Below are 23,908 nucleotides of genomic sequence, written 5' to 3'. Positions count from 1 at the left end.
GGACATACGCTTAAGGGCGTCGGTGATTTACCTCCACCACATGGCACAGACCGAACCGGCACAAAAGCGGTTTGAACTCCTGCACCAATTAGTGGGGGCTGAGTGGGGCGGGGCGGCGCTGAACGCGCTCGTTGATGGCTACGAGCGCCGAACGTCGTATGCCGTCGAGGAGACGACGACGTCGGCCGACGATCTCTCTATCCGGGTGAAGATCCGGATCCTTCAGGAACGGGCCCCGGACGCCTGGATCGAATGGCCGGGCCAGCACATCACGCCGTACATCGATACCGGTGCAGTCCGTGACATCACCGATGTCTGGGAAGAGAACGGGCTCGTGGATGCCTTCACCGAGGGGGCCAAAGAACAGGTCCGCTTCGACGGCAGTTACTACGCAATCCCGCTGAACATCCACCGGATCAACAACCTGTTTTACAACGTCGAGATGGTCGAGCGAGCCGGTGTCAATATCGACGTCAACTCACCGCAAGCGTTCGTCGACGTCCTCGAACAACTCGATGATGCCCTCGACGTCGCGCCGTTCTTGATGGCACTCCGGAACCCCTGGGGAGCGATCCACGTCTGGGAGACGATCGTCCTCGGGGAGACCGATCCCCAGACGTATCGGGACATCATCAACGGGGATGCCGACCGCCACCGCGATGCCATCGCGTCGACGCTTTCGATTCTGGCACGCTATCTGGAATTCGCCAACGACGACGCGCAGTTCTCCTCGCTGCCCGACGCCAACGCCCACTTTGTCGACGACGAGGGGGCGCTGTTCCTGATGGGCGACTGGGCTGCCAGCGCGTACGATCAGGACGACTACGGCGAGACTTGGGATACGATCCCGTTCCCGGGGACTGCGGGCGAGTATCCCATCAACATGGACGCGCTCATCCCGTCGAGTACTGCCGGCGACACGACGGCGATCGACGAGTTCCTCGCCTACGCCGGCTCCCGCGAGGCACAGACCGCGTTCAATCGTCACAAAGGTTCGACCCCACCCCGGACCGACACCGATCGCTCGGAGTTCACGGACTTCCTTCAGGATCAGCAGGCGGACTTCGACGCCGCCACCTCACAGGTCCCGTCGATGGCCCACGGTCTGGCGGTCCATCCCGAGCAACTCATCGAAGTCAAGTCCACGATGGCGGAGTTCGTCTCCGATCCCGATCCGGCGACGACCGCCGACAGACTCGCCGATATCCTCTCTTGAGCGGGGTTATATCGGCCGCAGACGCTTGCACCTTCCACGGGTTCACTGCGCTGCGGTTCCATCGTTCATCCGTCAAAAGGGGGCCGCGTCGTGGCGGTGACTACGGCCGATAGGAAGCTTTTTACTGCCGAAATGGGAAAATCTCGCCGGGTGAAAACTTTGCCTGGAAATAGTACGTCAGATGGTGATCTGGACGATCGAATCGACCAGTATCGCCAGACAGCACAGGAGGTTCGCAGGGACATCATCGAGATGGTCTATGCGGCCCAGTCAGGGCATCCAGGCGGTTCGCTTTCGGCCGTCGAGTATCTGCTCTGGCTGTACAACGAGGAACTGAACGTCGATCCCGCGAACCCGTCGGATCCGGATCGTGACCGTCTCATCTACAGTAAAGGTCACGCGTGTCCGGTTCTGTACGCGTTGCTCGCTCGATACGACTTCGTCGACTGTGACCCCAACGAGGAGTTCCGCCGGCTTGGCGGGGAACTGCCGGGCCACTCCTCGCCGAAGGTCCCGGGCGTCGAATTCCCGTCGGGCTCGCTCGGTCAGGGTCTCTCGTACGCGAACGGACAGGCGATGGGAGCCGACTTCGACGACCGTGACTACGACGTCTACGCCATCCTGGGCGACGGCGAGACCCAGGAAGGCAACATCTGGGAAGCCGCGATGTCCGCGGGCGAGAAGGAACTCGACGTCGTCGCGATCGTCGACCGCAACAAGAAACAGAACGATCTCCCCGTCGCCGAGACGATGGAGATCGATCCGCTGGCCGAGAAGTTCGAGGCCTTCCGGTGGGACGTCTGGGAGGTCGACGGCCACGACTTCGGCGAGATCGCCGAGGCCTTCGAGGAGATCAACGACGCGGACGGCCCGCGCCTGCTGATCGCAAACACCGTCAAGGGCTACCCGATCGACTTCATGGAGGCCCAGCCCAACGGCTATCACGCCGGGGCGATCACCGACGACGAACTCGACGAGGCGATGGAAGAGCTTGGCTTTGACCCCGACACCGTGGAGGTGAGCACGAAATGAGCGAGAAGATTTCGACCCGGAACGGCTTCGGGAACGGACTGCTTCGCGAGGCTGAGGAACGTGAGGACTTCATCGTCATGGACGCCGACCTGGCGAAATCCACCCGCGGGGGCTGGTTCCGTGACGAACTCCCCGAGCGCTGGATCAACGTCGGTATCTCCGAGCAGGATCTGTTCGCGACGGCGGCCGGCATCGCCGAAACCGGTCGCCCTGTCTTTGCCAACACCTTCGCCATCTTCTCCGAGCGTGGCTTCGAGCAGGTGCGTCAGCAGATCGCCCGCCCGAAGCGCAACGTGACCGTCGTCGGCAGCCACGCCGGCGTCATCACGGGCGAGGACGGCCCCAGCGCCCAGACCATCGAGGACATCTCGGCGTACCGTGGGCTGCCGAACATGCGCGTCATCTCGCCGGCCGACGCCGTCGAGGCCAACGCGCTCGTGACTGCCCTCGCCGAGGACGACGATCCCGCCTACCTCCGACTCATCCGTGAATCCGTCCCCGTCATCCACGACGAGGACGATTACGAGCCGGAAATTGGCAAGGGCGAGGTCCTTCGCGATGGCTCGGATGTGACGCTGATCGCTCACGGTGCGATGGTCCACGTCGTCCAGGAAGCCGCCGAAGTCCTGGCCGAGGCGGGCGTCGACGCTCGTGTGATCAACATGTCGACGATCAAACCCATCGACGAGGAACTCATCGTCGAGTCCGCCGAGCAGACCGGTGCTGTCCTCACCGCAGAGGACCACAACGTCATCGGCGGGCTGGGCAGCGCGGTCGCCGAAGTGCTGGCCGAGAACCAGCCGACCCCGATGAAGCGCGTCGGCATCGAAGACGAGTTCGGGACCTCCGGCAACGGGCTGGATCTCTACGACTACTACGGATTTACCGGCGAAGACATCGCCGAAGCAGCGAAAGACCTACTGGCGTAAGCCGACTAGGAGGATTGCAACCATGAGAACATACATTGATTCAGCGGAAGTCGAAAACGTACGGGAAGCATACGAACTCGGGCTGGTCGACGGGGTCACGACGAACCCGTCGCTGGTCGCCGGGACCGACCGGGAGTACCGGGACATCATCGACGAGCTGACGGAGTTCGTCGATGGCCCGATCAGCGTCGAGGTCATCGCGACCGACTACGAGGAGATGCTCGAGGAGGCCCGGGAGTACGACACCTGGGGCGACAACATCGCGGTCAAGCTGCCGATGACCCGCGACGGCATGAAGGCTCTCCGGACACTCACCGCGGAGGGTGTCCAGACCAACATCACGCTGATCTTCTCCGTCAACCAGGCACTCATCGCCGCGAAGAACGGCGCGACAATGGTCTCGCCGTTCATCGGCCGCCTCGACGACAACGGTCACGACGGCGTCGGCCTCATCGAGGACATCCGCGAGGTCTACGACAACTACGACTTCGAGACGGACATCCTCGCGGCGTCGCTCCGCCACCCCTACCACGTCCAGGAGGTCGCCAAGGCCGGCGCGGACATCGCCACGCTGCCGCCGAGCGTCGCCGACAAGATGTTCGACCACCCCCGCACCGACAGCGGGCTCGAGGCCTTCCTCGACGACTGGGGCGACCGCGAGAGTCCCGCACTGAAGTAACGACGCGACATCTTCGTTTTCACGCGGTCGATAGAACGGAGAAACTGACCTCCAGCGATGCGATTTGATCAGCCGTCGTTACTCCGCCATGCCCCAGACCTCGTCGTCCCACGATCGGGCGCGGTCGTCGTAGGACGGTTCGCCACGATCGAGGTCGTCGATGCGGGCGTGCTCGTCGTCGTCGAGTTCGAAGTCGAAGAGATCGACGTTCTCCTCGATGTGACTTCGGGAGGTCGAGCGCGGAAGCACGACGATATCCTTCTCGACCGCCCACCGGAGGGCGACCTGAACGGGCGTCTTGTCGTATTTCTCGCCCAGTTCCTGCAGTGTCGGATCCGAGAGAACTTCGCCCCGGGCGATCGGCGCGGCCGCCTCGACGACGATGTCGTTGTCCTGGCAGTACTCGACGAGTTCGGTGCGCTGGAAGTAGGGATTGAACTCGATCTGATTGACCGCGATCGGCACGTCGGCGACGTGCTGGGCAGCACTCAGCTGGTAGCGGCTGAAGTTCGAGACACCCACGTTCCGGACCAGCCCCTCCGCTTTGAGCGTGGCCATCGCATCCATCGTCTCGCGCACGGAGATCGCCGGGTTCGGCCAGTGGATCAGATAGAGGTCGAGATAGTCCGTCCCGAGGTCTGCCAGGGTCTGTTTGGCCGTCTCGATCACCGACTCGTAGTTGAGGTGCTTGGGGAGTACCTTCGAGGTCAACAAAAGGTCCTCGCGGTCGTGCTCGGCCAGGACCTCGCCCAGCGCGGCCTCGTTCATGTACCCCTCGGCGGTGTCGACGTGGGTGTACCCCGACTCGAGCGCGATCTCGACCGGTTCCTGGACGGTCTCACCCTCGAGTTCGTACGTTCCTTTGCCGACGACGGGCAGTTCGTCGCCACTCGGCAGTGTCGTGGTTGGGACAGGCATTGTTCGATCGAATATTCGCTTCCCCGGGTCTTAACATACCCGCTCGACGCCTCTTCTGACTTGGCCCTCAGCTGAGTGCGGCGACGACCTCGCCGATCTTTCGGAGTTGATTCGCGGGATCATCAGCGGTCGCGATCGCCGAGGCCGCACCGGTCGCGTCCACCCCGAGTTCGAAGGCCCGATCGACAGCTTCGGCGGTCGAGATTCCACCGCCGACGCGGACCTTCGTGTCCGGAGCCACCTCGTCACGCATGGCGAGAAACGCCTCGATGCGGTCGGGATGACTTCGAGAGATCGCCCGGTCGGTCGAGATGTCGCCGGGGCGCTCAAAGAGCAGCTGGTCCGGTTCGAATGCCGCGACGGCTCGTCCCATCGCCACGCTGTCGACGCAGACAATCGCGTCCAGCCCGACGGCCTGGCACCGGTCGATCTTCCGTTCGATGTCGGCGAGGGTATCGCGGTTCTCGGCGTGGTTGATGACCGCACCGACCGCGCCAGCTTCCGCGAGTGCCTCGGGGAGGAGCTTTCCCATGCCGCGACCCGGCTCGACGGGATCGACGGCCGGCGCGGTGACGGGTAGGTCGGTTTCCCTGGCGACCAGCCGAATATCAGGCACCTGTGGCGTCAGGACGAAATTTGCGCCGGTCTCGTCGCTCACCTGTTCGACTTTCTCGGCCAGCGCCAGGCCGTCAGCCCCCCACGTCCCCGGGTACACTTTGTAGTTGATCTGGAAGTGTGGATACGGGAGATTCATTGGGGTTTCGCTACTCGTGTGTCGAGCAAAAATCCCGCGCTGAATGCGTCTGGACTGCTGGCCACTCGGCTGACCCACTCACCGTTCGTCGAGAAACGCTCCACACTGTGATCGACCGAGATCCATCAGCTCGGCGATGAACTCCGGATCACGGTCGAGTTTCGTCGAGCAGTGGTAATCGCGGCCCATCTCGATGCGGTGGATCTCCGTCTGGGCGAACTCTTCGGTCGGAAGTTTTCCCTCGGCGACCCACTCGTTGATCTGCTCGACGAACCCCAGTTCCTGGTTCAGCGAGATGTTACCCGACAGCTCGTTTCGCCGGTCGGCGATCTCCTCCAAGGTCGTCGGTTCGCCTTCCAGTTCCTGGGGATTGATCTGGATGATCCAGAGCTCCTCGGGCTTGCGCTCGGGTGGCTGATGCATCATGTCCCGAACGGGTGGGTTCTGTGAGAACAGCCCGTCCCAGTGGTAATGGCCGTGGATCTCGACCGCTTCGAAGACGTTCGGGACGGCTGCCGACGCGAGAACAGCCTCGACGGTGACGTCCTCGTCGACGAACGTCTCGAAGACGCCCGCGTTGACGTTGACCGTTCCGACGACGAGTTCCGGCGTCTCGTGCCGACAGAACACGGGGATCGCATCGAAGTCGATGTGCGTCTCGAGTACCTCGCGGATGCGCTCCTTGCCGATCTCCTTGCCCGGCACCTGGTAGGGACTGATCCGGGGGAGTGGCCAGCCGCTGTCGCCCAGCCGGTTGAGGCTCGTCAGCCAGGAATTGAGCAGCCGATCGCCGTACTCGTCGGCCGCGAGGTCATCCCAGATCGACGTGACCAGGTCGGCCGCGCGGTCCGGTCCCTCGGTGACCAGCCCGTACCACACCGCCAGCGCGTTGAACGCCCCGCCGGACGTCCCGCTGATCCCGACGAGTTCGAACTCCTCGTCCCAGTCACACTCCCGGAGTAACTCCTCCAGGACGCCCGCGGTAAACGCCGTGTGGCTGCCGCCGCCCTGGCAGGCGATGGCCACGTTCGTCGTCTCACTCATCTGTGAACTGACTCACACGCCACTCACTCATAGGTGGTGGTGTAGCCGCCGTCGAAGCAGAGGTCGCCGCCGTTGAGGTGACTGGCGTGGCTCGAAAAGCCGAAGACGAAGAGGTTCGCGACTTCGGCAGGCGTCATCATCTCCTTGGTTCGGGCCTGACCGAGCATCACGTCCTCGACGACTTCCTGCTCGCTGATGCCACGCTCCGCGGCGGTGTCCCGGATCTGGTTGACCATCAACGGCGTCAGGACGTATCCCACCGAGACAGAGAATCCGCGCAGGTCACCCTCGCCCTCGGCGGCGATCGACCGCGTCAGGCCCGTAATGCCGTGTTTGGCCGTGATGTAGGCCGGCTTGGCCTGGGTCGCGTAGTGGCCGTGCACCGAGGACATGTTCGCGATGGCTCCCACGCCGTCCTCGGTCTCGCGGATGTGCGGCATGGCTCGCTTCGCGGTGTAGAAGGGGGCGCGAAGCATGATGTCCGTCAGGAGATCGTATTTCTTCATCGGGAACTCGGCGATCGGATCGATGTGTTGCATCCCGGCAATGTTGGCGACGTATCGCAGATCGCCTTGCTCGGCGGCGGCCTCGACGACGGCGTCCACGGCATCGTCGTCTGTTAGGTCAGTTTCGACGGGGTGGTACGGGCCAGGTAGATCGAATTCGTCGATCAAACCGTCCGTCTCGGCGAGCCCGTCTTCGTCGACGTCAGCCCCGACGACCGTCAGGCCGTTCGCCGCGAGTGCGACGGCGGTCGCCTGGCCGATGCCGGAGGCTGCGCCCGTCACGAGTGCGACACTCTCTTCGGTGAATCGAGGGTCTTCCAGGACGAGCAGGTCCTCGGGGGTCAGTTCAGGTGCGCTCAGATCGAAATCATCACTCATACGGATAGCACTCGCATGCCCCACGGATAATGGTAGCTCACGGTGACGTAAGTTCCTCGGCATCATCGGCACACTCACTCAACTGCTGGTGCAGCGAACGCGTTAGCCACCAATCGTCGAATATCGGTATATACAGGGGGTCCCTCGACGGAAATCCCGTATCGAATGGGTGCCCACACGGTGTTTCGAGGCATGCTGGCCGGGCTGGCAGCCATCGGCTTTATCCTGACGTTCCTGTTCGCGCGGACCGGACTCGTGCCACCCGCGGTAGTGGTCGGCTTCGGGGTCGCATCGCTGATCGCGCTGTTCGCTACGGGTGGACGGACGGCTCTGAGGCGATTAATCGGCCGTCCCGAGCCGGTCGATTCGCCAGCCGACGACTCTGACTGGTGGCTGTCCCAGCTCGAACCGGCGCTCGAATCGTCCTAGAATGGGTGGTCGGATCTGATTCTGACGGTTGGTCTGGCCGTGGTCGGCCTCGGTGCATTTGGAGTCCTCGTCACCGTGCGACGGGACGATCCGCCACTGGTACTTCTGATCGTCGGCTTCTTCGGGCTCACCGGCGCACTCATCTCGGTCGGCTTTGCCATCAGCGGTGACACTTTTTGAGGGGGCACGGAATCGCCTGACTCCACAGACCGCACGCTGGTTGGTACAGCGCCCGAAAAGGAGCAGTTTTGATCCACACGCCCACGGGAAACGGGCAGTGTCGAAATGCACAGGGCGGCGGGAACGGCGTTCGGAGGGCCGAAGCGGGCGGAGACCGGATCTCGATGGGTTACCACACCCCCGCCATCCTGCGCAATTCCAGCTATACCCGGGTAGTTTGTAGCTTCTATCGTAATACAATACTTACTACCAATAGTAACAATACTATTTATACAATCGAATCTATACTTATATGCGGTAGTTTCATTAACGACATGGCTATCAAAACATATCTACCGACCGAGACAGCTAGTCGGACGGGACAGTCAGCTGTCGTCCTGTAATTTGTGCCGGAACGCGTGGAGCACGTTCCAGCCGGTTTCCGTGAGATCGATCTGTTTCTGGCGACCGACTGCCTCGACCGCGATGTAGCCGTCGGATTCGAGCGGATCGACGATGTTGGCGTTCAACAGCGCGAACTTGGCTTTGTCGTTGGCCGGATCGGCCTCGGTCATGAAGGATAGCTCGGCGGCCTCGGCGAACTCGATCAGGTCTGACTTCTTGGCCGTGTAGGCGTCGGTGTTCGTCTCGGCCAGGTAGTCCAACACCGCCACCTGATCGTAGGAGACGGCCTCGATCGGATACGACGGGAGGACTTCCGCCTCCTCGAACCCCCGCGTTCGTGGGTTCGATTCGAGGTCCGGGACGTGCTCCTCGACGTGGACGTAGTAGGCAGTCGCGTCGGTCGCCATGCAGGCGATCGCGCTGCCGATGGCCGCGAGCTTCCCGGCGCTGGAGACGTTGACGCGAACCACGTCCTCGGCGTGTTCGGCGGCGACGGTGGTGACCACCGCAAGCACGTCGTAGATGTCGGCGAGATCGGTTTCTCGAAACGCGACCGCCCGGCTGTCCGCTTCGAGTTCCTCGACGAGCGCTTCCTGATAGGGTGTCAGGTGACGGTCCTGGTGGGCCGCCGCGAGCAGATAGACGCGGTCGGCGTCGTGTTCGCGAATCGGCGAGAGAATCCGGTCGTGCTCGTACCCCAGGGGCACGACGTGGACTTCCTCGATGGGTTGCATGTCACAGATACCAACGCCGATTGTCAGGAACGTTTCGGTCGTCGTCGAGACCGATCCCTCTCTACGGACCTCGAGTTCGTTCACGCCAACAGCTCGACGCCGAGCACCAACGCGCCCACGAGCCCGAAGACGATTCCGAGACCGACTTCCATCAGGTCGCCCGGAACGTACTTGCCGACCCGAGACCCGATCGTTCCGCCGACGAGTACGCCCGGGATCGACCAGGCGACGACGTACCAGACCGGCGAGGCCGACAGCGCGTGGACGAGCGCGCCTGCGCCAGCGGCGATCCCGAGCGTGAAGACACTCGTCGCGACTGCGACTCGCGGCGGGAGGCGACACCGGACGATGAGCTGGGTCGTGACGATTTCGGGCAGGCCAGCGCTGATGAGGCCGGTAATGAACCCACCGACGGTCGAGAGTGTCAATCCGGGCGCTCGCCAGCACGTCTCGTAGGTGAACGTCTCGCCGTCGGCCGCTTCGATCGTCGTCGTGCCGCGGCCCGTGTTTTGTGCTTCGAGGAACTTTCCCTCGCCTTCCCCGGGTTCGCAGTCCTCCGGTGGATCGTAGTAGACGAGGAAGGCACCGAGCGCGATCAGTCCGGCACCGAACAGCAGTTTCAACAGCGTCGGATCGACGGCGTGAGCGAGCAGTGCGCCGACGACGGTCGCCGGGACCGCGCCGGCCAGTAGCCACTTCGCAGTGTCGTAGTCCACGACGCCCTGCTTGACGTAGGATCGGAGGCCGTTGCCCATCCCGAATACCTCCGTCAGGAGGCCGGCCCCGATCGCCTGGGCGGGGGTCAGCCCGACGCCGAGCATGAAGAAGGGGCTAAAGAACAGGGCCCCGGAAACCCCGGCGGCCAGCGCGACCGTCGAGAAGACGATCGACGCCGGAAAGACCCACCAGTGGGCGAGGAACTGCTCGGTCGGGAACGCCGCGATTGACGGGAGCTGGCCCGTGATCGCGACCATGCTCAGCGAGGCCACCGTGCCGAATGCGACGAACCGGTTCCCCTGAACTGGCACGTCCATCGCTACGCGAAGAAGTCGGCGACCCGTTCGTCGCTTGGCGTCCAGCCGACGAACTCGCCGCCTTCGAACGGCAGGTCGACCGACGCGACGTAGTTACACAGGCCGACGTAGAAGTCGACGATGAGGCCGATGGCGACGATCTCGCTGGGGTCGTAGACGGCCGCGAGCGCGTCGTGGATCTGGTCCGTCACGTTGCCCTCGGCGACCGCGCGGGCGTACTGCAAGAGGACGAACTCGTCGTCGGGGAACACGGAGAAGTCGTTGCCGCCGATCGCCCGCATTTCGCCGGTCTCGACGCCCTTGGGCCGGGCGATGTCGACGTGCTGGTGCCACTCGTACCGGGCCTGGTGGGTCCGTGCAACCGTGAGAATGACGAGTTCCTTCGTCCGCGGGGTGAGTTGATCGTACAGCGTGTTGAGGTACTCCAGCGTGGCTTCCAGCACTTCGGGGTTGTGTGCCCACACGCGGAAGATGTGGCGATCACCCAGGTAGTCGTCGGTGAAGAGGTGATGGTACGCCTCCGGAATCTCGTCGATGTCGAGCAGGTCGAGTCGGGTCACGAGAGGACGTGTGTGAGTGCGAGGTAAATCTGCATCTCACGTTGTGGTAACCCCCTCTCGTTGACACCAGTTGCGTTCTGGATTGTCCGGCGGTTTCTGGTCCTTTACCCGGGCAACACGGCACAATCGTTACCGGAGCCGCAGGATAGCAAGCACTAGCGCCCGGAGGCGAACCTCGACTGGCCCCACTGCGAGTCGGCCTGACAGCCGCCCGGGCACGGCGTCCGCCCCGGCGATCGCAATCACGGCACTGCCGACGCGGACCTCGGCGGTCAGATCAGCCGCCGAAAGCACCCGCGAAAGCTGCGGTAACCGGTCGCGTTCACTTCGTAATAGACGGAACCCGGCCCACACTGACGGCACCTGGATGCGGATCCGATCCTCGACAGTACTGATAGCGAGGTCGATGTCATTGACCGTGACTGAAAGATTGGCGGTGACACTGAGGTCGGGACCGCGTCGAGCGAGACCCTCTACGGTTGCGAGCAGGTCACCGCTCGCTGGCACAGTTACTCACGCTCGTTGGTCGTGACGCGGACCGTTCCGTCGACGTGCCAGTGTGCGTGCTCGGCGTCCTCGCCGACTTTGCTCGGAACGGCCACGTCGAGGTCCTCGAAGTCGTAGACGATTTCGGCGCCCCGACCGGTCAGTCGATCGTACAGCCCAACCGCGAGCTCGGGCCAGTTGGTCGTCTCCTCGATGGTGTTCTCGGCTCCCGTGTCAGATTCACTCATCATTTTCAATTAAGGTTCACTACAGATATACCTGTGCCACGGGATGAAGTTGGCCGCAAAGCAACGCCTTGTCTATCCCCGAGGATCCGGCCAGCTCAGAGCGGTCATGGACCGATGAAGTGCCCGGTCTCTTCGTCGCCACTATGTTGGTTTGCATCTCGTTCGTGTAGCCAGCATCCTTTTTGAGACCCACAGTGTTGCGTTCCGTCGCGGACAATACAGCTGTTTGATCCTGTCGCACCCATCACAGCTGTTCGATCCTGTCGCACCCATCACAGCTGTTCGATCCTGTCGCACCCATCACAGCTGTTTGCTCAGGGTTCGCTTATCGATTCACGTGTCCGCCTGCTGAATATCGCGGTTTCACTACTGTCGCCTATTTGTTCTGCGTCCTCTCGGCACCTCCGGTCGGTTACCTCCCTGTGACTGCCTTTCTCGCCCCTCAGCAAGCGGTTATATACTGGACTCCGTCAGCGTAACCACGGCGACTAAGGAGACCGAGCATCTGTCCGGCCGCCGATCTCACGATTCAGTGCTGTCGTCACCAACCAATGCATACCAACACAGATCGCTGATGGAACGAGCCAACTGCCCGGTGCTGGCCGCGACCGTCGAGTATTACGACAGCACCGGTGGCCCTGTCACGCCGGCAGCTATCACGGACACCCTTGACCGTGACGAGGCGGCCGTTGCAACACGGTTTCGGCAACTCGTCGACTGTGAGTTGCTCGCGCCCGTTCAGGACGGGTACCGACCGACCGTAACCGGCCGGGAGTTCCTCGATCTCGATGTCGAGTGCGGGCCGATCATCGTGGACACGGACGATTCCTCGTGACTGCCGCGCGCGAAACTCCTATAGGCGACCCACCCAGTGATTGAGCCACACTGCAACGATCGATGAGCCACGAGAACTCCGAGGAAGCCCCGGCGTTTCGCTCCGAGACGGCTACAGACGGTGACATCACCGATCGGCCCTACGCAATCTATCGGTGTACCGACTGTCGGAACGTTGTCCTCTCGATGCAGGATTGTGACGGTGGGATGACCTGTCACGATGAGCCGATGGAGCGCGTCACCGAGGCGGCGATGGATATCGAGCCACCGGATCTTCGGGAAGTTCTGCTCGACGCCTTCGGCCTCCCGAAAGCGGGCCTGGATATCTGTCTGTGTGTCATCGGCGAGGGACCGCTCTCGCCGGCGGAAGTCGCCGCTCAACTCGATTACGACGAGAGCACGATCCGGTCGTATCTGAACGAACTCGTCGATCTGGGACTCCTCCAGCAGTCTCAGCTCAACCGCGAAGGTGGCGGGTTCGTCTCGGTCTTTCACTCGGTGGACTTAGACGAAATGCGACGCGAAACGTTGACGGGATTTTACGCCTGGGCCGGCGAGGCGGCTGCCCTCATCGAGGAGGCCAATCTCACGAAGGCGGAGTACGTGGATGCCGATCACGAGGAATCGCTCGATGCGATCTTCTGGGAGGAGTTCGACGGCGCGCGGGCTGACGACCAGTAGCGCTCTGTGTGCAGTTCCACTGCATTCACGCGATCCCGAACCCGCCAAGGAGCAGCCGGATGCCGATCACGGTCAACAGACCGAGCACGACGAACTGGCGCTCACGCTCGCCGACGATCGCGCGCAACCGTTTCCCGACGGCGACGCCAGCGACAGCCGGGCCGACAGCAACGAACGAGGCTGCCGCGAGCCCGACGCTCGGGTACAGACCGAGTGCGCCGGCCGCGCCGATCCGGATTCCGTTGAGTACAAGAAAGACCATCGCGACGACGCCGACGAACAGGCCGTGCGAGAGGTTACAACTTCGGAGATACGCGACCAGCTGGACGCCGACGTTCGTCCCGCCAAAGAGGAGTCCCGAGACGGCACCCACGCCGACCATGCCTGCGGTCGATTCGACGAAACAGTCCTTTTTCGCACGGTCGAGCCCGGGAACCCGCAGGTGGCGCTGTGTACTGAGGACGAACCCCAGCGAGAGCACGCCCAGGCCGACCTTCAGCGGTCCCTGGGGGACGCGATCCAGGACGACGAGACCCGCCAGCGTCCCGACCAGCGCTGCGAACATGAGCGGCCAGAACCGACGGCCGCAGGTTCGGAGGTCCGTGAGTGAGAGGTCACCGAGCAGCGAGAGGTTCACGCCCAGGATGGGTGCGATCATGAACACGACCGCCGTGGTGGGATCGATGGCCGTCGCCAGGGCCATCGTCCCGACGAGAGCGAATCCGAAGCCAGCCAGGCCATTGACTGCGCCAGCGACGACGATCACGACAGTTATGGCCACGATCAGTTCCGGCGTGAACGCCGAGAGCATGCGTTTCGCTACGGCACCAGCGGTCTAAACGATTGGTTACCGTCCGGTAACCCGAATGACCTGTCACGTATTTCTTTAGGTATTCCGTCCGTGGTCCAGACCATGGTCTCGAACACGCGACTGTACGGCGCGTCGATCGCCTTCGCTTCCGGGCTATACTCGCTGTGGAGTGCCAGTTCGGCGAGCGAGATGGTGACAAGCAGCTGGCTCATGCTCGGTCTCGGCGTCGTCGTGCTGGTTCACGGCACCGTCCTGCTGACGCATCTCGCCGACCGACTCGGGACAGCCAGCGGGCCGCTGATGATCGGCTACGCGGCGGTCATGCTGCTCAACCAGGCGTTGCTGGCGAACGGCATGCTGGACGACGGCAGCGGGATGGGCACGGGAATGGACGGCGGGATGGGGATGGGCGGGAGCGCGATGACCAGCGGGATGGGCTGGGACGCCGGGATGGTCGCACTCGCCCTTCTCATGCTCGTCAGCGGGCTCATCATGACGCGGAGCCCCTCCGGGATGGCGGACTCAAGTGGGATGTGACTGTGACCGGTTTTCCACCAGTCGAACTCACTCGCTGTAGATGTCGCCGCGGATGTCCGCGACGAATTCGGCGAGGTCGCGGGCGGCTGCCGTCTCGAGGATGAGGATCGTGCCCGAGTCCGCGTCCCGCGGGAGATGGAGGATCACTCGTTCGTCGAACACGTGGGCACTCGCGCGGTGTTCGCCCTCGTACTCGGTGGCTTCCGGACTCTCCCGTCGCCGGCGATCTGTACGGATGTCCGCGAGAACCTCCGCTTCCAGGTTCGAGTTATGCAGCGCGTCAACGTCCTCGCGGCGGTAGATGTCTCGATGACGGGATTCGTCGTAGATCACGATCGCCTGCAGTGTCTCGCCCGCGTGGGACTTGACGTGTTTGACGACGTCTTCGAAATCTTCCGGCATACCTTGGTGTTCAGTGGCACACGGTTTTATATTATGGTTAGACCCCCATCCTGTCTTTTCTCGCCCCGGCTGAGTGCGTGGGATTCCCGACCTAATACTTAAATCCATCGGTGATCTGGACGGTCAGTGCCCACCCGGGACACGTTAAATATGTATTCGGTATAACGTGTTCGTAGATCATGAGTTCCGACGCCCAGACGGCGACGAGCGTTCCCGAACAAACGATGGCGAACCCACCACGGTTTTTCGAACCCGGGGAGGCGTTCGATACGATTCAGGAGATCACCGGACGGAAGTGGCACCTTCGGATCGTCTACCACCTTCTGGAGGCGGGCCCGATGGGTTTCAGTGCACTTAAGCGGGTTCTGGACGGGGTCTCTTCGAAGATGCTCTCAGAGAGCCTTTCCGCCCTGGAAGCACAACGGATCGTCGCCCGTGAGATCGTCAGCGACCAGCCGGTGCGCGTCGAATACTCTCTCACCGACCGCGGTTCGGCACTGGAACCAGCTATCGCGGCACTCCTCCAGTGGGACGCCGAGTTTGACCGCGTGGAGGACGATTGATGGCTCACTACGACGTCGTCGTGATCGGTGGCGGCACCGGAAACAATGTCGCAGCGGCCGCTGCCGACGCCGGGCTGGACACGGCACTGATCGAGAAGGGATCGCTCGGCGGCACGTGTCTGAATCGCGGCTGTAATCCCTCGAAGATGCTCATCCAGGCCGCAAATGCTGCCCAACAGGTGCAGGACGCTGACCGATTCTTTCTCGACGCTTCTCTGCATGACGTGGATTTCTCTGCCATCGTCTCCGACATGGACGAGACACTGTCCGGACTTGCCGAGGGGATGGAAGCCGACTACCGGGCAACGGACGATCTGACGCTGTACGACGACGAGGCTGTCTTCGTCGACGAGCGGACGGTTCTGGTCGATGACGAGCACATCAGTGGGGAGAAAGTCGTCGTCGCCGCCGGGAGTCGGCCGTTTATTCCGCCGATCGAGGGGCTCGGAACCGTCGAATATCTCACGAGTCGCGAGGCGCTCTACCTCGACGAACAACCCGAGAGTCTGGTGATCATCGGCGGGGGGTACATCGCGGTGGAACTGGGATACGTTTTCGAGACGCTGGGGACCGACGTCACGATCATCGAGAGCGGGGAGACCTTGCTCGGCCGGGAAGATCCTGAGGTCAGCGAAGCGTTCACGGAAATCGCCCGAAAGCGCCACGACGTTCACACCGGCTATCGTGCGACAGCGGTCGAACCGCTCGGCGAGGGCGTCCGCGTCTTTGCCGAGGGTGGTGACGGTGGCGACGACGTCATCGAATGTTCCGGCGAGGACGTGCTCGTGGCCGCCGGTCGGCGGCCGAATTCTGACTCCCTCGACGTCGCGTCGGCGGGCATCGAGACCGACAACCGGGGCTTCATCGTGACCGACGAACGCCTGCAAACCAGTGCCGAGAACGTCTGGGCCCAGGGCGACATCGCGGGCAACGCGATGTTCAAGCATGCCGGCGATTACGAGACCCGCGTGGTGATCGACAACGTTGTTCACGACGCCGGCCGGGAGATGGATCTCTCTGCGCTGCCCCACGCTGTCTTCACCGAGCCACAGATCGCCGGCGTCGGCGCGACGGAAGCCGAACTCAAGACAGCTGATCACCCGTATGTCGTCGGCCGGCAGGCTCTGCCCGACACCCCCATGGGACGTGCGAAGAAACTCGAGGAAGGGTTCGTGAAGGTGCTCGCCACTCCCGACGGCGAGATCCTGGGGTGTCACATGCTCGGCGAGGAAGTCTCGACGATGATCCACGAGGTGCTCGTGGCGATGCGGGCTGGTTCGGGGCAACTTAGCGACATCACTGATACGATCCACGCCCATCCGACGCTGAACAAGGCCGTCGAGTACGCCTTCCGGGACGCCCTGGACGCCTGATCACGGAAACTGCAACTCGCGAGACCGGGCGCCGAAAAATGTACTAACAGGTACCCACACGTCATAACATATAACCGCCTGCGCGACGGACGCCTCAATATGAGTGGTTCGAGCTACGATACGACGATTCAGTTCCGCGCCGGGTCCGAAAAGGAGGCCGCAGAACTGCTCGACGAGGTCCATATCGGGGGCATCAACGTGAGTGAACTCGCCCGGACAGGCCTGGTCGAGATGCTCCGCCGGTCGCTTGACGAACGGGATGAGATCGCAATTTACGAACGATATAGCCGCGACGAGATCGACGAAGACGTGGCTCAGGTTCTTCTCGGTGAGAAGATCGACCGGATGGACGCGGAGCGAGACGCCTTCGAGTCGGCAATGGAGCGGGACACTTCGACGTTCCTCGCTGAGAGCGATGGCGAGTGAGCCTCGCCACCCACTCCTGGCCGATACGAGCTCCCTGATTGCCGTTGCGAACACCGACCAGTGGGACGTACTGGCGGACTCGCTCGCGTTGACCACCACGAACGTCTGCAAGCACGAACTGCAGAACCACGTCAACTCGAACACGTACGCACCGGAAGGAAGCCGCGAACAGTACCTGAAAGAAGGCAGTGAGCGCGTGCTTGAGCACGTAGACGATGATTCCTCGTCGTGGTCGTGTGTGACTGTCGTTCCGCGCCCCCCACGGGCCGGATGCAGGTGAGCAATCGCTACAGCAGGAGCTGTCCGCACACGGTGACGCCTACCAGGTCGTCTCGCTGCTCGATGGAGCCGCACGCCGGTCGATCAGGCGACTGGTCGAGGACCACGGATACGACGTTGACGTTGTGGGGCCGCCGTATCTTCTCCACGTTCTATTTGATAACGACCTCATTTCGAAGGCTGCATTCTGCGAGGCGACGGGTGAGATGATCCGGACGGAAGGGTGGACGGGCTACGAAGTCGTCAAGCACGCCTGGACAAGCATTCCCGTTGACTGTGCCGAGTTCCTCGACGACGACATCCTCCCACCCTGAGAGTCAGTCAAACGGGACGCGACTGATACGGATTGCTCTAAACGAAAAGTAGCGCGAGTTCCCCGCCCTTCCGAAAACCTACGGTTTTCGGCTTTCGCAAATCTTCGATTTGCGTCAACACCGTGGGCGGGGGTGAAGCGCGTCACTTCGGCGCATGTTCCGTCTCTTCGATATACCGCTCAACCACCTCTTCCGACACCGCTCCCGTTGTTCCCACGTAGTACCCGACCTTCCAGAACCCACCGCCCCAGAAATACGACTCCCGAATCTCAGGGTACCGCTCCAGCAAGTGCTTTCCCGAGTACGACTTGAACTGCCGGGCAAGGTCGGCTGGACTGTGCTTCGGGTCTGCTTGCACGAACAGGTGAACGTGGTCATCTGCGATCTCCAACGTAAGGATCTCGTGCCCAAAGTGGTCAGCAGCCTAACCTAACAGATCCCGGATATCGTCTTCAATCACGTTGAGAACCAGGTGGCGGTACTTCGGACACCAGACGAAGTGATACTTGCAGGAACTAATAGAATGTGCATGACTGCGATACTCCTCTATCCCTAATCCCTACATTTATGACAGTCTGGAACGATTGTCAAAGCATGGGTGAAGAAGCCACGAAGACGATTCAGACGCGCCTCCATATAGCGTCTGGTGAGCGGTCGTGGCTTCACGACGCCCGCCTCGCCTCACGCGAGATATTCAACCAAACCATCCACCTCAAACAACAGGGATACACGCGCACTAAGATTCAGCAGGAGGTTGATCGCGACGACTTCTTGCGGAACAACAAGTGCGCGGTCGTCGGCAAAGCACTCCAAACATGGGACTCCTACCAGTCACTCCTTGACTGGTGGCGCGAACAAGATGACCCTGATGGTGGCAAGCCGACGCCGCCGAGTACGGACAAATCTGGTGCGTACCCGCTCGTGATGGCGCACACGGAAGGCTACCGCCTCACCGTGGACGACGACACGAACCGCGTCCAAGTCCGCATCAGCCCAAAACCCTACAAGAAGGTAACAGGCCACCTTCGGGGTGAGCCAGACGCGATGGACGAACTTCGAGACGCCATCACGTCGGATGAGGTGGATGTGGGGCAGGCCGAACTCCTGTACCGCGATGGCGTGTACTACCTACACGTCACGGTCACACGCGAGTTCGACGTGCCCGACCCCGACATCAGCGACACGCTCGTCGGAGTGGACATCAACGAGCGCAACGTCGCACTCACCGCCCTCGACCACGAGACAATGCGGACGAAGGGCACGCTCGTCCTTGACTACGGACGAGTCAAGCAGGAACGCCAACGCTACCACACCATCACTACTCGCTGTCAAGAACACGGCAAGACGAGCATCCACCGGAAACTCGGTGACAAAGAGGAACGATTCACCGAGTGGGTGTTGCATCGGCTCTCCCGTGCTGTCGTGGCGTTCGCAGAATAGTTCCCGAACCCGGTCATCGTGTTCGAGGATATGGAGGGTATTCGCGAGGAAATGCAGTACGGGTCGTATATGAACCGCCGGTTGCACAAACTGCCGTTCCACAAGTTCGAGACGTTCGTCTCGTACAAGGCGACGTGGCGAGAGATTCCCACGGACACTGTGGATGCGTACTACAACTCGAAGACATGTTCGTGCTGTGGTGAGCGTGGGGATCGTCAAGGACGGCGGTTCCGGTGTCCGAACGACGAGTGTGACGTGGTGCAAGACCACGCTGACCGGAATGCGTCGGTGAACATCGCGTGGCGCGAGAAGGCGAAACTTGACGGTAATAATGCGGATTACCGGACTCACAAAACCCAGCCGCAGGTTCGGTTGGTGCGTCTGTCCGGGTCGGGGCGTGTAAGCCGCCCAACCTCATCCCGCTCGCTTGCCGAGCAGGGAGTGCTAGCGCACGGCTGAGGGAATTACAAAAGCCTCGGGCTTCCGAAAACCGCAGGTTTTCGGCTTTCGCAAATCTCCGATTTGCGTCAACACCGCGCCCGAGGTTGTTTACGTCATCACAATATCGACCGCCTGCAGTCGGATCGTCGTCACGGTAAACAGGTAGAGCAATCTGTATGAGAACAGATCGATCTCACGCTCCCGTCGCTAACACTCCACCAGTGAGCAATCGAAGACGAACGATTCCTGGATGTCTTCGACGGTCCCGATCAGTTCCGCGGCGGCCGGTCGATCGTCGATTGAATCACCCTGGTGGGTGAAGATCACCTCGACGGCATCGCCTCGCGTGTCAAGCACGACGCTCTGTGGGAGTCGTCCGAGGAGGTCGTGCAGGTTCCCGACGGGGCCGTATCGCGTCGGCTGGTCGTACTGTTCGGCGACCCGCTTCTCGCCGTCGGCAAGCAGCGGGAACGGGAAGTCCTCGACGACCTTCTCACGCCACTGTTCGGCCCGCTCGCGTGGCTCTGGCAGGATCGGCAGGACGGCCGTTTTCAGTTCGTTGAACGTCCGGGCGTGCTCGCTGATTTCGGACACCTGGGCTTTGCACTTCGGGCAGTGATAGTCCCGCAGGAAGAGCAAGACGGCAAAGTCCGAAGCGGCCACGACAGCGTCCAGACCCAGTGGGTCCGGCCCGACGCCGACGTTCGGTAACTCGAAGTCGAATACGCCCTCGGCGAGCGTCGTCTCTGACATATCGGGCCGTTCGATATCGGGGCGTATCAACAGTCGGTACCGTCCCCGTAAGGCCCTGTGGCTGGCGTAACCCGCCTTCCGGAGGACAGAGCTATTTATAAGATCTCTCCGTCGGTGGAGTCATGACCGAATCGAACGAACCGAGCGAGTACGACGTGGTCGTCGTCGGCGGCGGGCCGGCGGGCCAGTCGGCGGCGCTCTATGCCACGCGACTCGGCCATCGGACGGCGATCGTCGATGTTGGTGGCGGCCGAGCGGCGATGATCCAGGACGTCCACAATCTGATCGGCGTCCCCGAAGACGACAGCGGGATGGAGTTGCTTCAGACGGGCCGGGAGCAACTCGAAGGCTACGGCTGTGACTTCTATCGCGACCGGGTTGCCTCCTGTTCACGCGAGGGAGACGACATTCGGCTGGTGGGTAACTCCAACGAGTACAGTGCCACGGCGGTCGTTCTCGCGACTGGGTTCAATGACGTCCGGCCGGAGCCGCCGCTGCCTCGGACCGGGCGGGGGCTGCACTACTGTCTGCACTGTGACGCCCACATGTTCGTCGACGAACCGGTCTACGTCATGGGTCACGGCGAGAGTGCTGTCCACGTCGCGGGGATAATGCTCAACTTCACCGACGAAGTGGATCTGTTGACCCGCGGCGATGATCCCGAGTGGAGTGAGGGGACCGCCGAGACGATCGAAGGGCATCCGATCGATGTGATCCACGAAGACATCGCCGGGGTCCAGAACGGCGAGGACGGCTGGTTGAAAACGCTGGAGTTTGCTGACGGCGAGATCCGGGAATACAAGGGCGGCTTCGCCATGTACGGTGCCGAATACAACAACGGTCTCGCGCGGGAACTCGGGTGTGCGATCAACGACGACGGGACTGTCGAGGTCGACGATCACGGCCGGACAAGCGCCGACAACGTCTACGCAGTCGGGGATCTGACGCCGGGTCACAATCAACTCCCGATCGCACTCGGGGCCGGCGCGAAAGCCGGCATCGATATTCACTTCTCACTGCGTGACTTCCCCCGTGATCCCGACGTGCTGGACGCACAGGGTCCGGTTCGTGACGAAGAGGTCCCCGGCATCCCGGATCAGTTGCTCGAACAGGCCGTGGACTTCCACACCTACGGCGAGTGACGGCTAGGCGCTGGACGGTCGGAGCCTTCGCCGTTTCGGCAGTCTTCGCTTCGGCGGGCAAAGACCGAAGTGTCTTATTCACCTCTGACGAAGGAAGGGATACATGATCACGGGGACGTCGACTGCCCAGCCCATCGCGATGGAAGTCTCGAACATCCTTGGGGAGCCACTGGTCGAACTGGCTTTCGACGGGAGCGTCGAGGCGGCCGAGGACGTCACCGTCGGCGACGACGAGCGGGTCGTCATCGTCGGCTCGACGACGTCGAGTCAGGCCCACCTCGAACTGCTGGAACTCCAGGAGCGGGCCGTCCAGCGCGATCCCGACGAGATCGTCACGGTTATCGGCTACATGGGCTATTCCCGCCAGGACAAGCTGTTCAACCCCGGCGAGGCGGTCTCCGTCCGGGCGATCGCAAAGGCCCTCAGCCCGAGCACGGATCGCGTTTACTCGGTCAATCCACACAACGTCTCGGTGCTGGATTACTTCGACGTTCCGGCCGAGCCGATCGACGCGGCCCCTCAACTTGCCGAGCCCCTGCCCGACGATCTCTCCGATCCCGTCTTCCTCGGCCCCGACGAGGACGCGGTCTGGCTCGCCGAGTCCGTCCAGGAGACATACGGCGAGGGACACGTCGACAACTTCGAGAAGATCCGCCACTCCGCGACGGAAGTCGAGATGAGCGCCGACGACAAGGACTTCACCGACCGCGACGTCGTCCTCGTCGACGACATGATCGCGACCGGCGGGACGATGAGCGAGGCCGTCCGGCTCATCAGCAAGCAGGACACGAACCACGTCTACGTCTCGTGTGTCCACCCGCTGCTCGTCGACAACGCCCTGAGCAAACTCGCCCGGGCCGGCGTCAAGTCGCTGTACGCGACCGACACGATCGACCGCTCGATCAGCCGCGTCAGCGCCGCGCCGCCCATTGCCGACGTGCTGTAAGCCATCGCTGTTTTCCTGACCGTTCCTGCTACTGCGACTTGGCCTCGATGCCGACGCTTTCTCTCAGATCCGCGAGCGCCCGTGCCACGTCCGACTGGCCGAACAGCGACGAACCGATGACGAGCGTCTCCGCCCCTGCCTCGACACACTTCGGTCCTGTCTCACTGTTCACGCCGCCGTCGACCTCGATTTCGGCGGCCCCCATCGCGTCGAGTCGCTCGATCCGATCGAGCGTCTTCGGCATGAACGACTGCCCGCCAAAGCCTGGCTGGACGCTCATGACGAGGACGACTTCGACGTCGTCGAGGTACGGCTCGACTCTCCCCACATCGGTGTCGGGATTCAGTGCGATCCCGGCGTCCATGCCGTGGTCGTGGATCGATTCGATGACCGCTCCCGGATCGTCCTCGCTTTCGACGTGCACGGTAAGCCGATCCGCGCCGGCGTTCTGAAACGCCTCGACGTACTCGCTCGGGTGTTCGATCATCAGGTGCGTATCGAAGTAGAGGTCGGTCCGCTCCCGGAGCGAACTGATCACCGGCGGGCCAAAGGAGATGTTCGGCACGAAGTGGCCGTCCATGACGTCGAGATGGAGGATCTCGGCCGACTCGACCTGCCGGACGTCCCCGTAGAGATCGGCGAAGTCCGCTGCGAGGATCGACGGTGCGATGCGCGCCATGGTCCCCGGTTTCCAAGCCAGTCCTATAACGGTGTCTACCGCCGCCGAAGGGCAGGGTATTTCCTCCCCCACGGCGACCAATCTCACATGGACGAACAAACTCGTGACGCGGCGAAGCGACGGGCAAGCGAGAGTGCGGTTGAAGCCGTCAGCGACGGCGACGTCGTCGGCCTCGGCAGCGGCTCCACGGCCGAGCACGCCATCCGCATCCTCGGCGATCGGGTCGAGGAGGGGCTGGACATCGTCGGCGTGACGACCTCCTTTCAGGCTCGCGAGATCGCCATCGAGAAGGGGATCGACCTCACGACGCTCGACGAGACGGACGGCCACATCGACGTCACGATCGACGGCGCTGACCAGTTCGCCGGCTCCGACCTGATCAAGGGCGGCGGCGCGGCCCACGCCCGCGAGAAGATCGTCGCGAGCGCGACCGACAGCCTCCAGATCGTCGCCGATCCGACCAAGGAGACCGACGTGCTGGACACTGTGGTCCCGGTCGAGGTCCTCCCCGACGCCCGGACGACGGTCGCCAACGCGATCCGCGAGCTGGGCGGCGAGCCCGAACTCCGGTGGGCCAAGCGCAAGAGCGGCCCGGTCGTCACCGACAACGGGAATCTTCTCTTCGATGCCGACTTCGGCGCGATCGACGATCCAGAGACCCTCGCGACGGAGATCGCGACGATCCCCAGCGTGGTCGAACACGGGATCTTCCCCGGCTACGCTGACGCCGTTCACATGGGGACTGAGGACGGCGTGACCGTCTTCGAGTACTGAAC

At 62.5% G+C, this 23,908-nt stretch carries 28 protein-coding genes and 2 pseudogenes; 16 read left to right on the top strand and 14 right to left on the bottom strand.

The genetic code is table 11. The features are described 5' to 3' along the window. Nucleotides 1–40 precede the first annotated feature (40 nt). The 4 genes from HUTA_RS04220 (at nucleotide 41) to fsa (ending at nucleotide 3,856) form a co-directional block, all read left to right on the top strand. Nucleotides 41–1,216 carry an ABC transporter substrate-binding protein gene (locus tag HUTA_RS04220; protein ID WP_049941185.1) on the top strand — a complete coding sequence of 392 codons (1,176 nt, stop codon included), beginning with the start codon at nucleotides 41–43 and terminating at the stop codon, nucleotides 1,214–1,216. A gap of 150 nt (nucleotides 1,217–1,366) precedes the next feature. Beyond that, nucleotides 1,367–2,248, top strand: coding sequence for a transketolase (locus HUTA_RS04215; RefSeq protein ID WP_143920323.1), 882 nt, complete (start codon nucleotides 1,367–1,369; stop codon nucleotides 2,246–2,248). Beyond that, on the top strand, nucleotides 2,245–3,177 hold the full coding sequence (locus HUTA_RS04210; protein ID WP_015788620.1) for a transketolase family protein: 933 nt from the start codon (nucleotides 2,245–2,247) through the stop codon (nucleotides 3,175–3,177). The genes HUTA_RS04215 and HUTA_RS04210 overlap by 4 nt, the downstream gene beginning before the upstream one ends. A 22-nt stretch (nucleotides 3,178–3,199) precedes the next feature. Continuing rightward, nucleotides 3,200–3,856, top strand: a complete 657-nt coding sequence (gene fsa, locus HUTA_RS04205; RefSeq protein WP_015788619.1) for a fructose-6-phosphate aldolase — start codon at nucleotides 3,200–3,202, stop codon at nucleotides 3,854–3,856. 78 nt (nucleotides 3,857–3,934) lie between these two features. Here fsa and HUTA_RS04200 read toward each other — a convergent pair whose 3' ends face one another. From HUTA_RS04200 to HUTA_RS04185, 4 genes are all read right to left on the bottom strand, one after another. Further along, a complete protein-coding gene (locus HUTA_RS04200) occupies nucleotides 3,935–4,774 on the bottom strand; it encodes an aldo/keto reductase (protein WP_015788618.1) in 840 nt (279 codons plus the stop codon). Nucleotides 4,775–4,841: 67 nt separating this feature from the next. Further along, entirely contained in the window at nucleotides 4,842–5,528 is a 687-nt protein-coding gene (locus HUTA_RS04195; protein ID WP_015788617.1) for a triose-phosphate isomerase, read from the bottom strand. Nucleotides 5,529–5,606: 78 nt separating this feature from the next. Then, on the bottom strand, nucleotides 5,607–6,572 hold the full coding sequence (locus HUTA_RS04190; protein WP_015788616.1) for a patatin-like phospholipase family protein: 966 nt from the start codon (nucleotides 6,570–6,572) through the stop codon (nucleotides 5,607–5,609). A 23-nt stretch (nucleotides 6,573–6,595) separates the two neighbouring features. Next, nucleotides 6,596–7,456 (bottom strand): SDR family oxidoreductase, encoded by an 861-nt coding sequence (locus HUTA_RS04185; protein WP_015788615.1) that lies wholly within the window; start codon nucleotides 7,454–7,456, stop codon nucleotides 6,596–6,598. A 165-nt stretch (nucleotides 7,457–7,621) separates the two neighbouring features. On the opposite strand from HUTA_RS04185, the gene HUTA_RS04180 reads away from it, so the two are divergent. Next, a complete protein-coding gene (locus HUTA_RS04180; protein ID WP_015788614.1) occupies nucleotides 7,622–7,885 on the top strand; it encodes a hypothetical protein in 264 nt (87 codons plus the stop codon). 545 nt (nucleotides 7,886–8,430) lie between these two features. Here the strand turns inward: HUTA_RS04180 and HUTA_RS04175 are convergent. The 5 genes from HUTA_RS04175 to HUTA_RS04155 form a co-directional block, all read right to left on the bottom strand. After that, nucleotides 8,431–9,183, bottom strand: coding sequence for an HFX_2341 family transcriptional regulator domain-containing protein (locus HUTA_RS04175; protein WP_049941412.1), 753 nt, complete (start codon nucleotides 9,181–9,183; stop codon nucleotides 8,431–8,433). Nucleotides 9,184–9,263: 80 nt separating this feature from the next. Beyond that, nucleotides 9,264–10,217, bottom strand: a complete 954-nt coding sequence (locus HUTA_RS04170; RefSeq protein WP_015788612.1) for a sulfite exporter TauE/SafE family protein — start codon at nucleotides 10,215–10,217, stop codon at nucleotides 9,264–9,266. Nucleotides 10,218–10,219: 2 nt separating this feature from the next. Continuing rightward, nucleotides 10,220–10,777 carry a carboxymuconolactone decarboxylase family protein gene (locus HUTA_RS04165; protein ID WP_015788611.1) on the bottom strand — a complete coding sequence of 186 codons (558 nt, stop codon included), beginning with the start codon at nucleotides 10,775–10,777 and terminating at the stop codon, nucleotides 10,220–10,222. 129 nt (nucleotides 10,778–10,906) lie between these two features. Continuing rightward, complete coding sequence (locus HUTA_RS04160) at nucleotides 10,907–11,284, bottom strand: hypothetical protein (RefSeq protein ID WP_015788610.1); 378 nt, start codon at nucleotides 11,282–11,284, stop codon at nucleotides 10,907–10,909. A 2-nt stretch (nucleotides 11,285–11,286) separates the two neighbouring features. Further along, entirely contained in the window at nucleotides 11,287–11,511 is a 225-nt protein-coding gene (locus tag HUTA_RS04155; protein ID WP_049941183.1) for a hypothetical protein, read from the bottom strand. 574 nt (nucleotides 11,512–12,085) lie between these two features. Between HUTA_RS04155 and HUTA_RS04150 the strand changes: the two genes are divergently transcribed. Both HUTA_RS04150 and HUTA_RS04145 read left to right on the top strand, forming a co-directional pair. Beyond that, complete coding sequence (locus HUTA_RS04150) at nucleotides 12,086–12,346, top strand: hypothetical protein (RefSeq protein WP_015788608.1); 261 nt, start codon at nucleotides 12,086–12,088, stop codon at nucleotides 12,344–12,346. Nucleotides 12,347–12,408: 62 nt separating this feature from the next. Further along, nucleotides 12,409–13,026 carry a helix-turn-helix domain-containing protein gene (locus tag HUTA_RS04145; protein WP_015788607.1) on the top strand — a complete coding sequence of 206 codons (618 nt, stop codon included), beginning with the start codon at nucleotides 12,409–12,411 and terminating at the stop codon, nucleotides 13,024–13,026. A 25-nt stretch (nucleotides 13,027–13,051) separates the two neighbouring features. Here the strand turns inward: HUTA_RS04145 and HUTA_RS04140 are convergent, their stop codons facing one another. After that, nucleotides 13,052–13,837 carry a sulfite exporter TauE/SafE family protein gene (locus HUTA_RS04140; protein WP_015788606.1) on the bottom strand — a complete coding sequence of 262 codons (786 nt, stop codon included), beginning with the start codon at nucleotides 13,835–13,837 and terminating at the stop codon, nucleotides 13,052–13,054. Nucleotides 13,838–13,939: 102 nt separating this feature from the next. On the opposite strand from HUTA_RS04140, the gene HUTA_RS04135 reads away from it, so the two are divergent. Further along, the gene (locus HUTA_RS04135) at nucleotides 13,940–14,374 is read left to right on the top strand and encodes a hypothetical protein (protein WP_015788605.1); all 435 of its coding nucleotides are present in this window, start codon (nucleotides 13,940–13,942) and stop codon (nucleotides 14,372–14,374) included. A 27-nt stretch (nucleotides 14,375–14,401) separates the two neighbouring features. On the opposite strand, the gene HUTA_RS04130 is transcribed toward HUTA_RS04135, so the two are convergent. Further along, nucleotides 14,402–14,776: a hypothetical protein gene (locus HUTA_RS04130; RefSeq protein WP_015788604.1), complete on the bottom strand. Its 375-nt coding sequence runs from the start codon at nucleotides 14,774–14,776 to the stop codon at nucleotides 14,402–14,404. Nucleotides 14,777–14,955: 179 nt separating this feature from the next. Here HUTA_RS04130 and HUTA_RS04125 point away from each other — a divergent pair, with 179 nt between their 5' ends. The 4 genes from HUTA_RS04125 to HUTA_RS15830 all read left to right on the top strand — a co-directional run bounded on the left by HUTA_RS04125 (nucleotide 14,956) and on the right by HUTA_RS15830 (nucleotide 17,418). Further along, entirely contained in the window at nucleotides 14,956–15,339 is a 384-nt protein-coding gene (locus tag HUTA_RS04125) for a winged helix-turn-helix transcriptional regulator (protein ID WP_015788603.1), read from the top strand. Beyond that, nucleotides 15,339–16,712: a dihydrolipoyl dehydrogenase gene (locus HUTA_RS04120; RefSeq protein ID WP_015788602.1), complete on the top strand. Its 1,374-nt coding sequence runs from the start codon at nucleotides 15,339–15,341 to the stop codon at nucleotides 16,710–16,712. The genes HUTA_RS04125 and HUTA_RS04120 overlap by 1 nt, the downstream gene beginning before the upstream one ends. A gap of 99 nt (nucleotides 16,713–16,811) precedes the next feature. Next, complete coding sequence (locus HUTA_RS04115) at nucleotides 16,812–17,138, top strand: hypothetical protein (RefSeq protein WP_015788601.1); 327 nt, start codon at nucleotides 16,812–16,814, stop codon at nucleotides 17,136–17,138. Next, a complete protein-coding gene (locus tag HUTA_RS15830; RefSeq protein WP_015788600.1) occupies nucleotides 17,128–17,418 on the top strand; it encodes a hypothetical protein in 291 nt (96 codons plus the stop codon). Before HUTA_RS04115 ends, HUTA_RS15830 begins: the two co-directional genes overlap by 11 nt. 455 nt (nucleotides 17,419–17,873) lie before the next feature. Here the strand turns inward: HUTA_RS15830 and tnpA are convergent. Further along, nucleotides 17,874–18,281, bottom strand: a pseudogene (tnpA, locus tag HUTA_RS14920) (IS200/IS605 family transposase). A 44-nt stretch (nucleotides 18,282–18,325) separates the two neighbouring features. On the opposite strand from tnpA, the pseudogene HUTA_RS16085 reads away from it, so the two are divergent. Then, nucleotides 18,326–19,630: pseudogene (locus HUTA_RS16085) on the top strand (RNA-guided endonuclease TnpB family protein). 189 nt (nucleotides 19,631–19,819) lie between these two features. On the opposite strand, the gene HUTA_RS04095 reads toward HUTA_RS16085, so the two are convergent. After that, a complete protein-coding gene (locus tag HUTA_RS04095; protein ID WP_015788598.1) occupies nucleotides 19,820–20,365 on the bottom strand; it encodes a peroxiredoxin family protein in 546 nt (181 codons plus the stop codon). A gap of 122 nt (nucleotides 20,366–20,487) precedes the next feature. Here HUTA_RS04095 and HUTA_RS04090 point away from each other — a divergent pair, with 122 nt between their 5' ends. Together HUTA_RS04090 and prs are read left to right on the top strand one after the other, a co-directional pair. Next, nucleotides 20,488–21,507 carry an NAD(P)/FAD-dependent oxidoreductase gene (locus HUTA_RS04090; protein ID WP_015788597.1) on the top strand — a complete coding sequence of 340 codons (1,020 nt, stop codon included), beginning with the start codon at nucleotides 20,488–20,490 and terminating at the stop codon, nucleotides 21,505–21,507. 103 nt (nucleotides 21,508–21,610) lie between these two features. Next, on the top strand, nucleotides 21,611–22,453 hold the full coding sequence (prs, locus tag HUTA_RS04085) for a ribose-phosphate diphosphokinase (RefSeq protein ID WP_015788596.1): 843 nt from the start codon (nucleotides 21,611–21,613) through the stop codon (nucleotides 22,451–22,453). A gap of 28 nt (nucleotides 22,454–22,481) precedes the next feature. Here prs and rpe read toward each other — a convergent pair whose 3' ends face one another. Further along, entirely contained in the window at nucleotides 22,482–23,132 is a 651-nt protein-coding gene (rpe, locus tag HUTA_RS04080; protein ID WP_015788595.1) for a ribulose-phosphate 3-epimerase, read from the bottom strand. An 87-nt stretch (nucleotides 23,133–23,219) separates the two neighbouring features. Between rpe and rpiA the strand changes: the two genes are divergently transcribed. After that, nucleotides 23,220–23,906, top strand: coding sequence for a ribose-5-phosphate isomerase RpiA (gene rpiA, locus HUTA_RS04075; RefSeq protein WP_015788594.1), 687 nt, complete (start codon nucleotides 23,220–23,222; stop codon nucleotides 23,904–23,906). Nucleotides 23,907–23,908 lie beyond the last annotated feature (2 nt).

Origin of the sequence: Halorhabdus utahensis DSM 12940 (genome assembly GCF_000023945.1) — an archaeon.
GTDB lineage: Archaea > Halobacteriota > Halobacteria > Halobacteriales > Haloarculaceae > Halorhabdus > Halorhabdus utahensis.
Note: the sequence above shows the minus strand (reverse complement) of the source record. Positions and strands in the feature narration are given on the sequence as shown.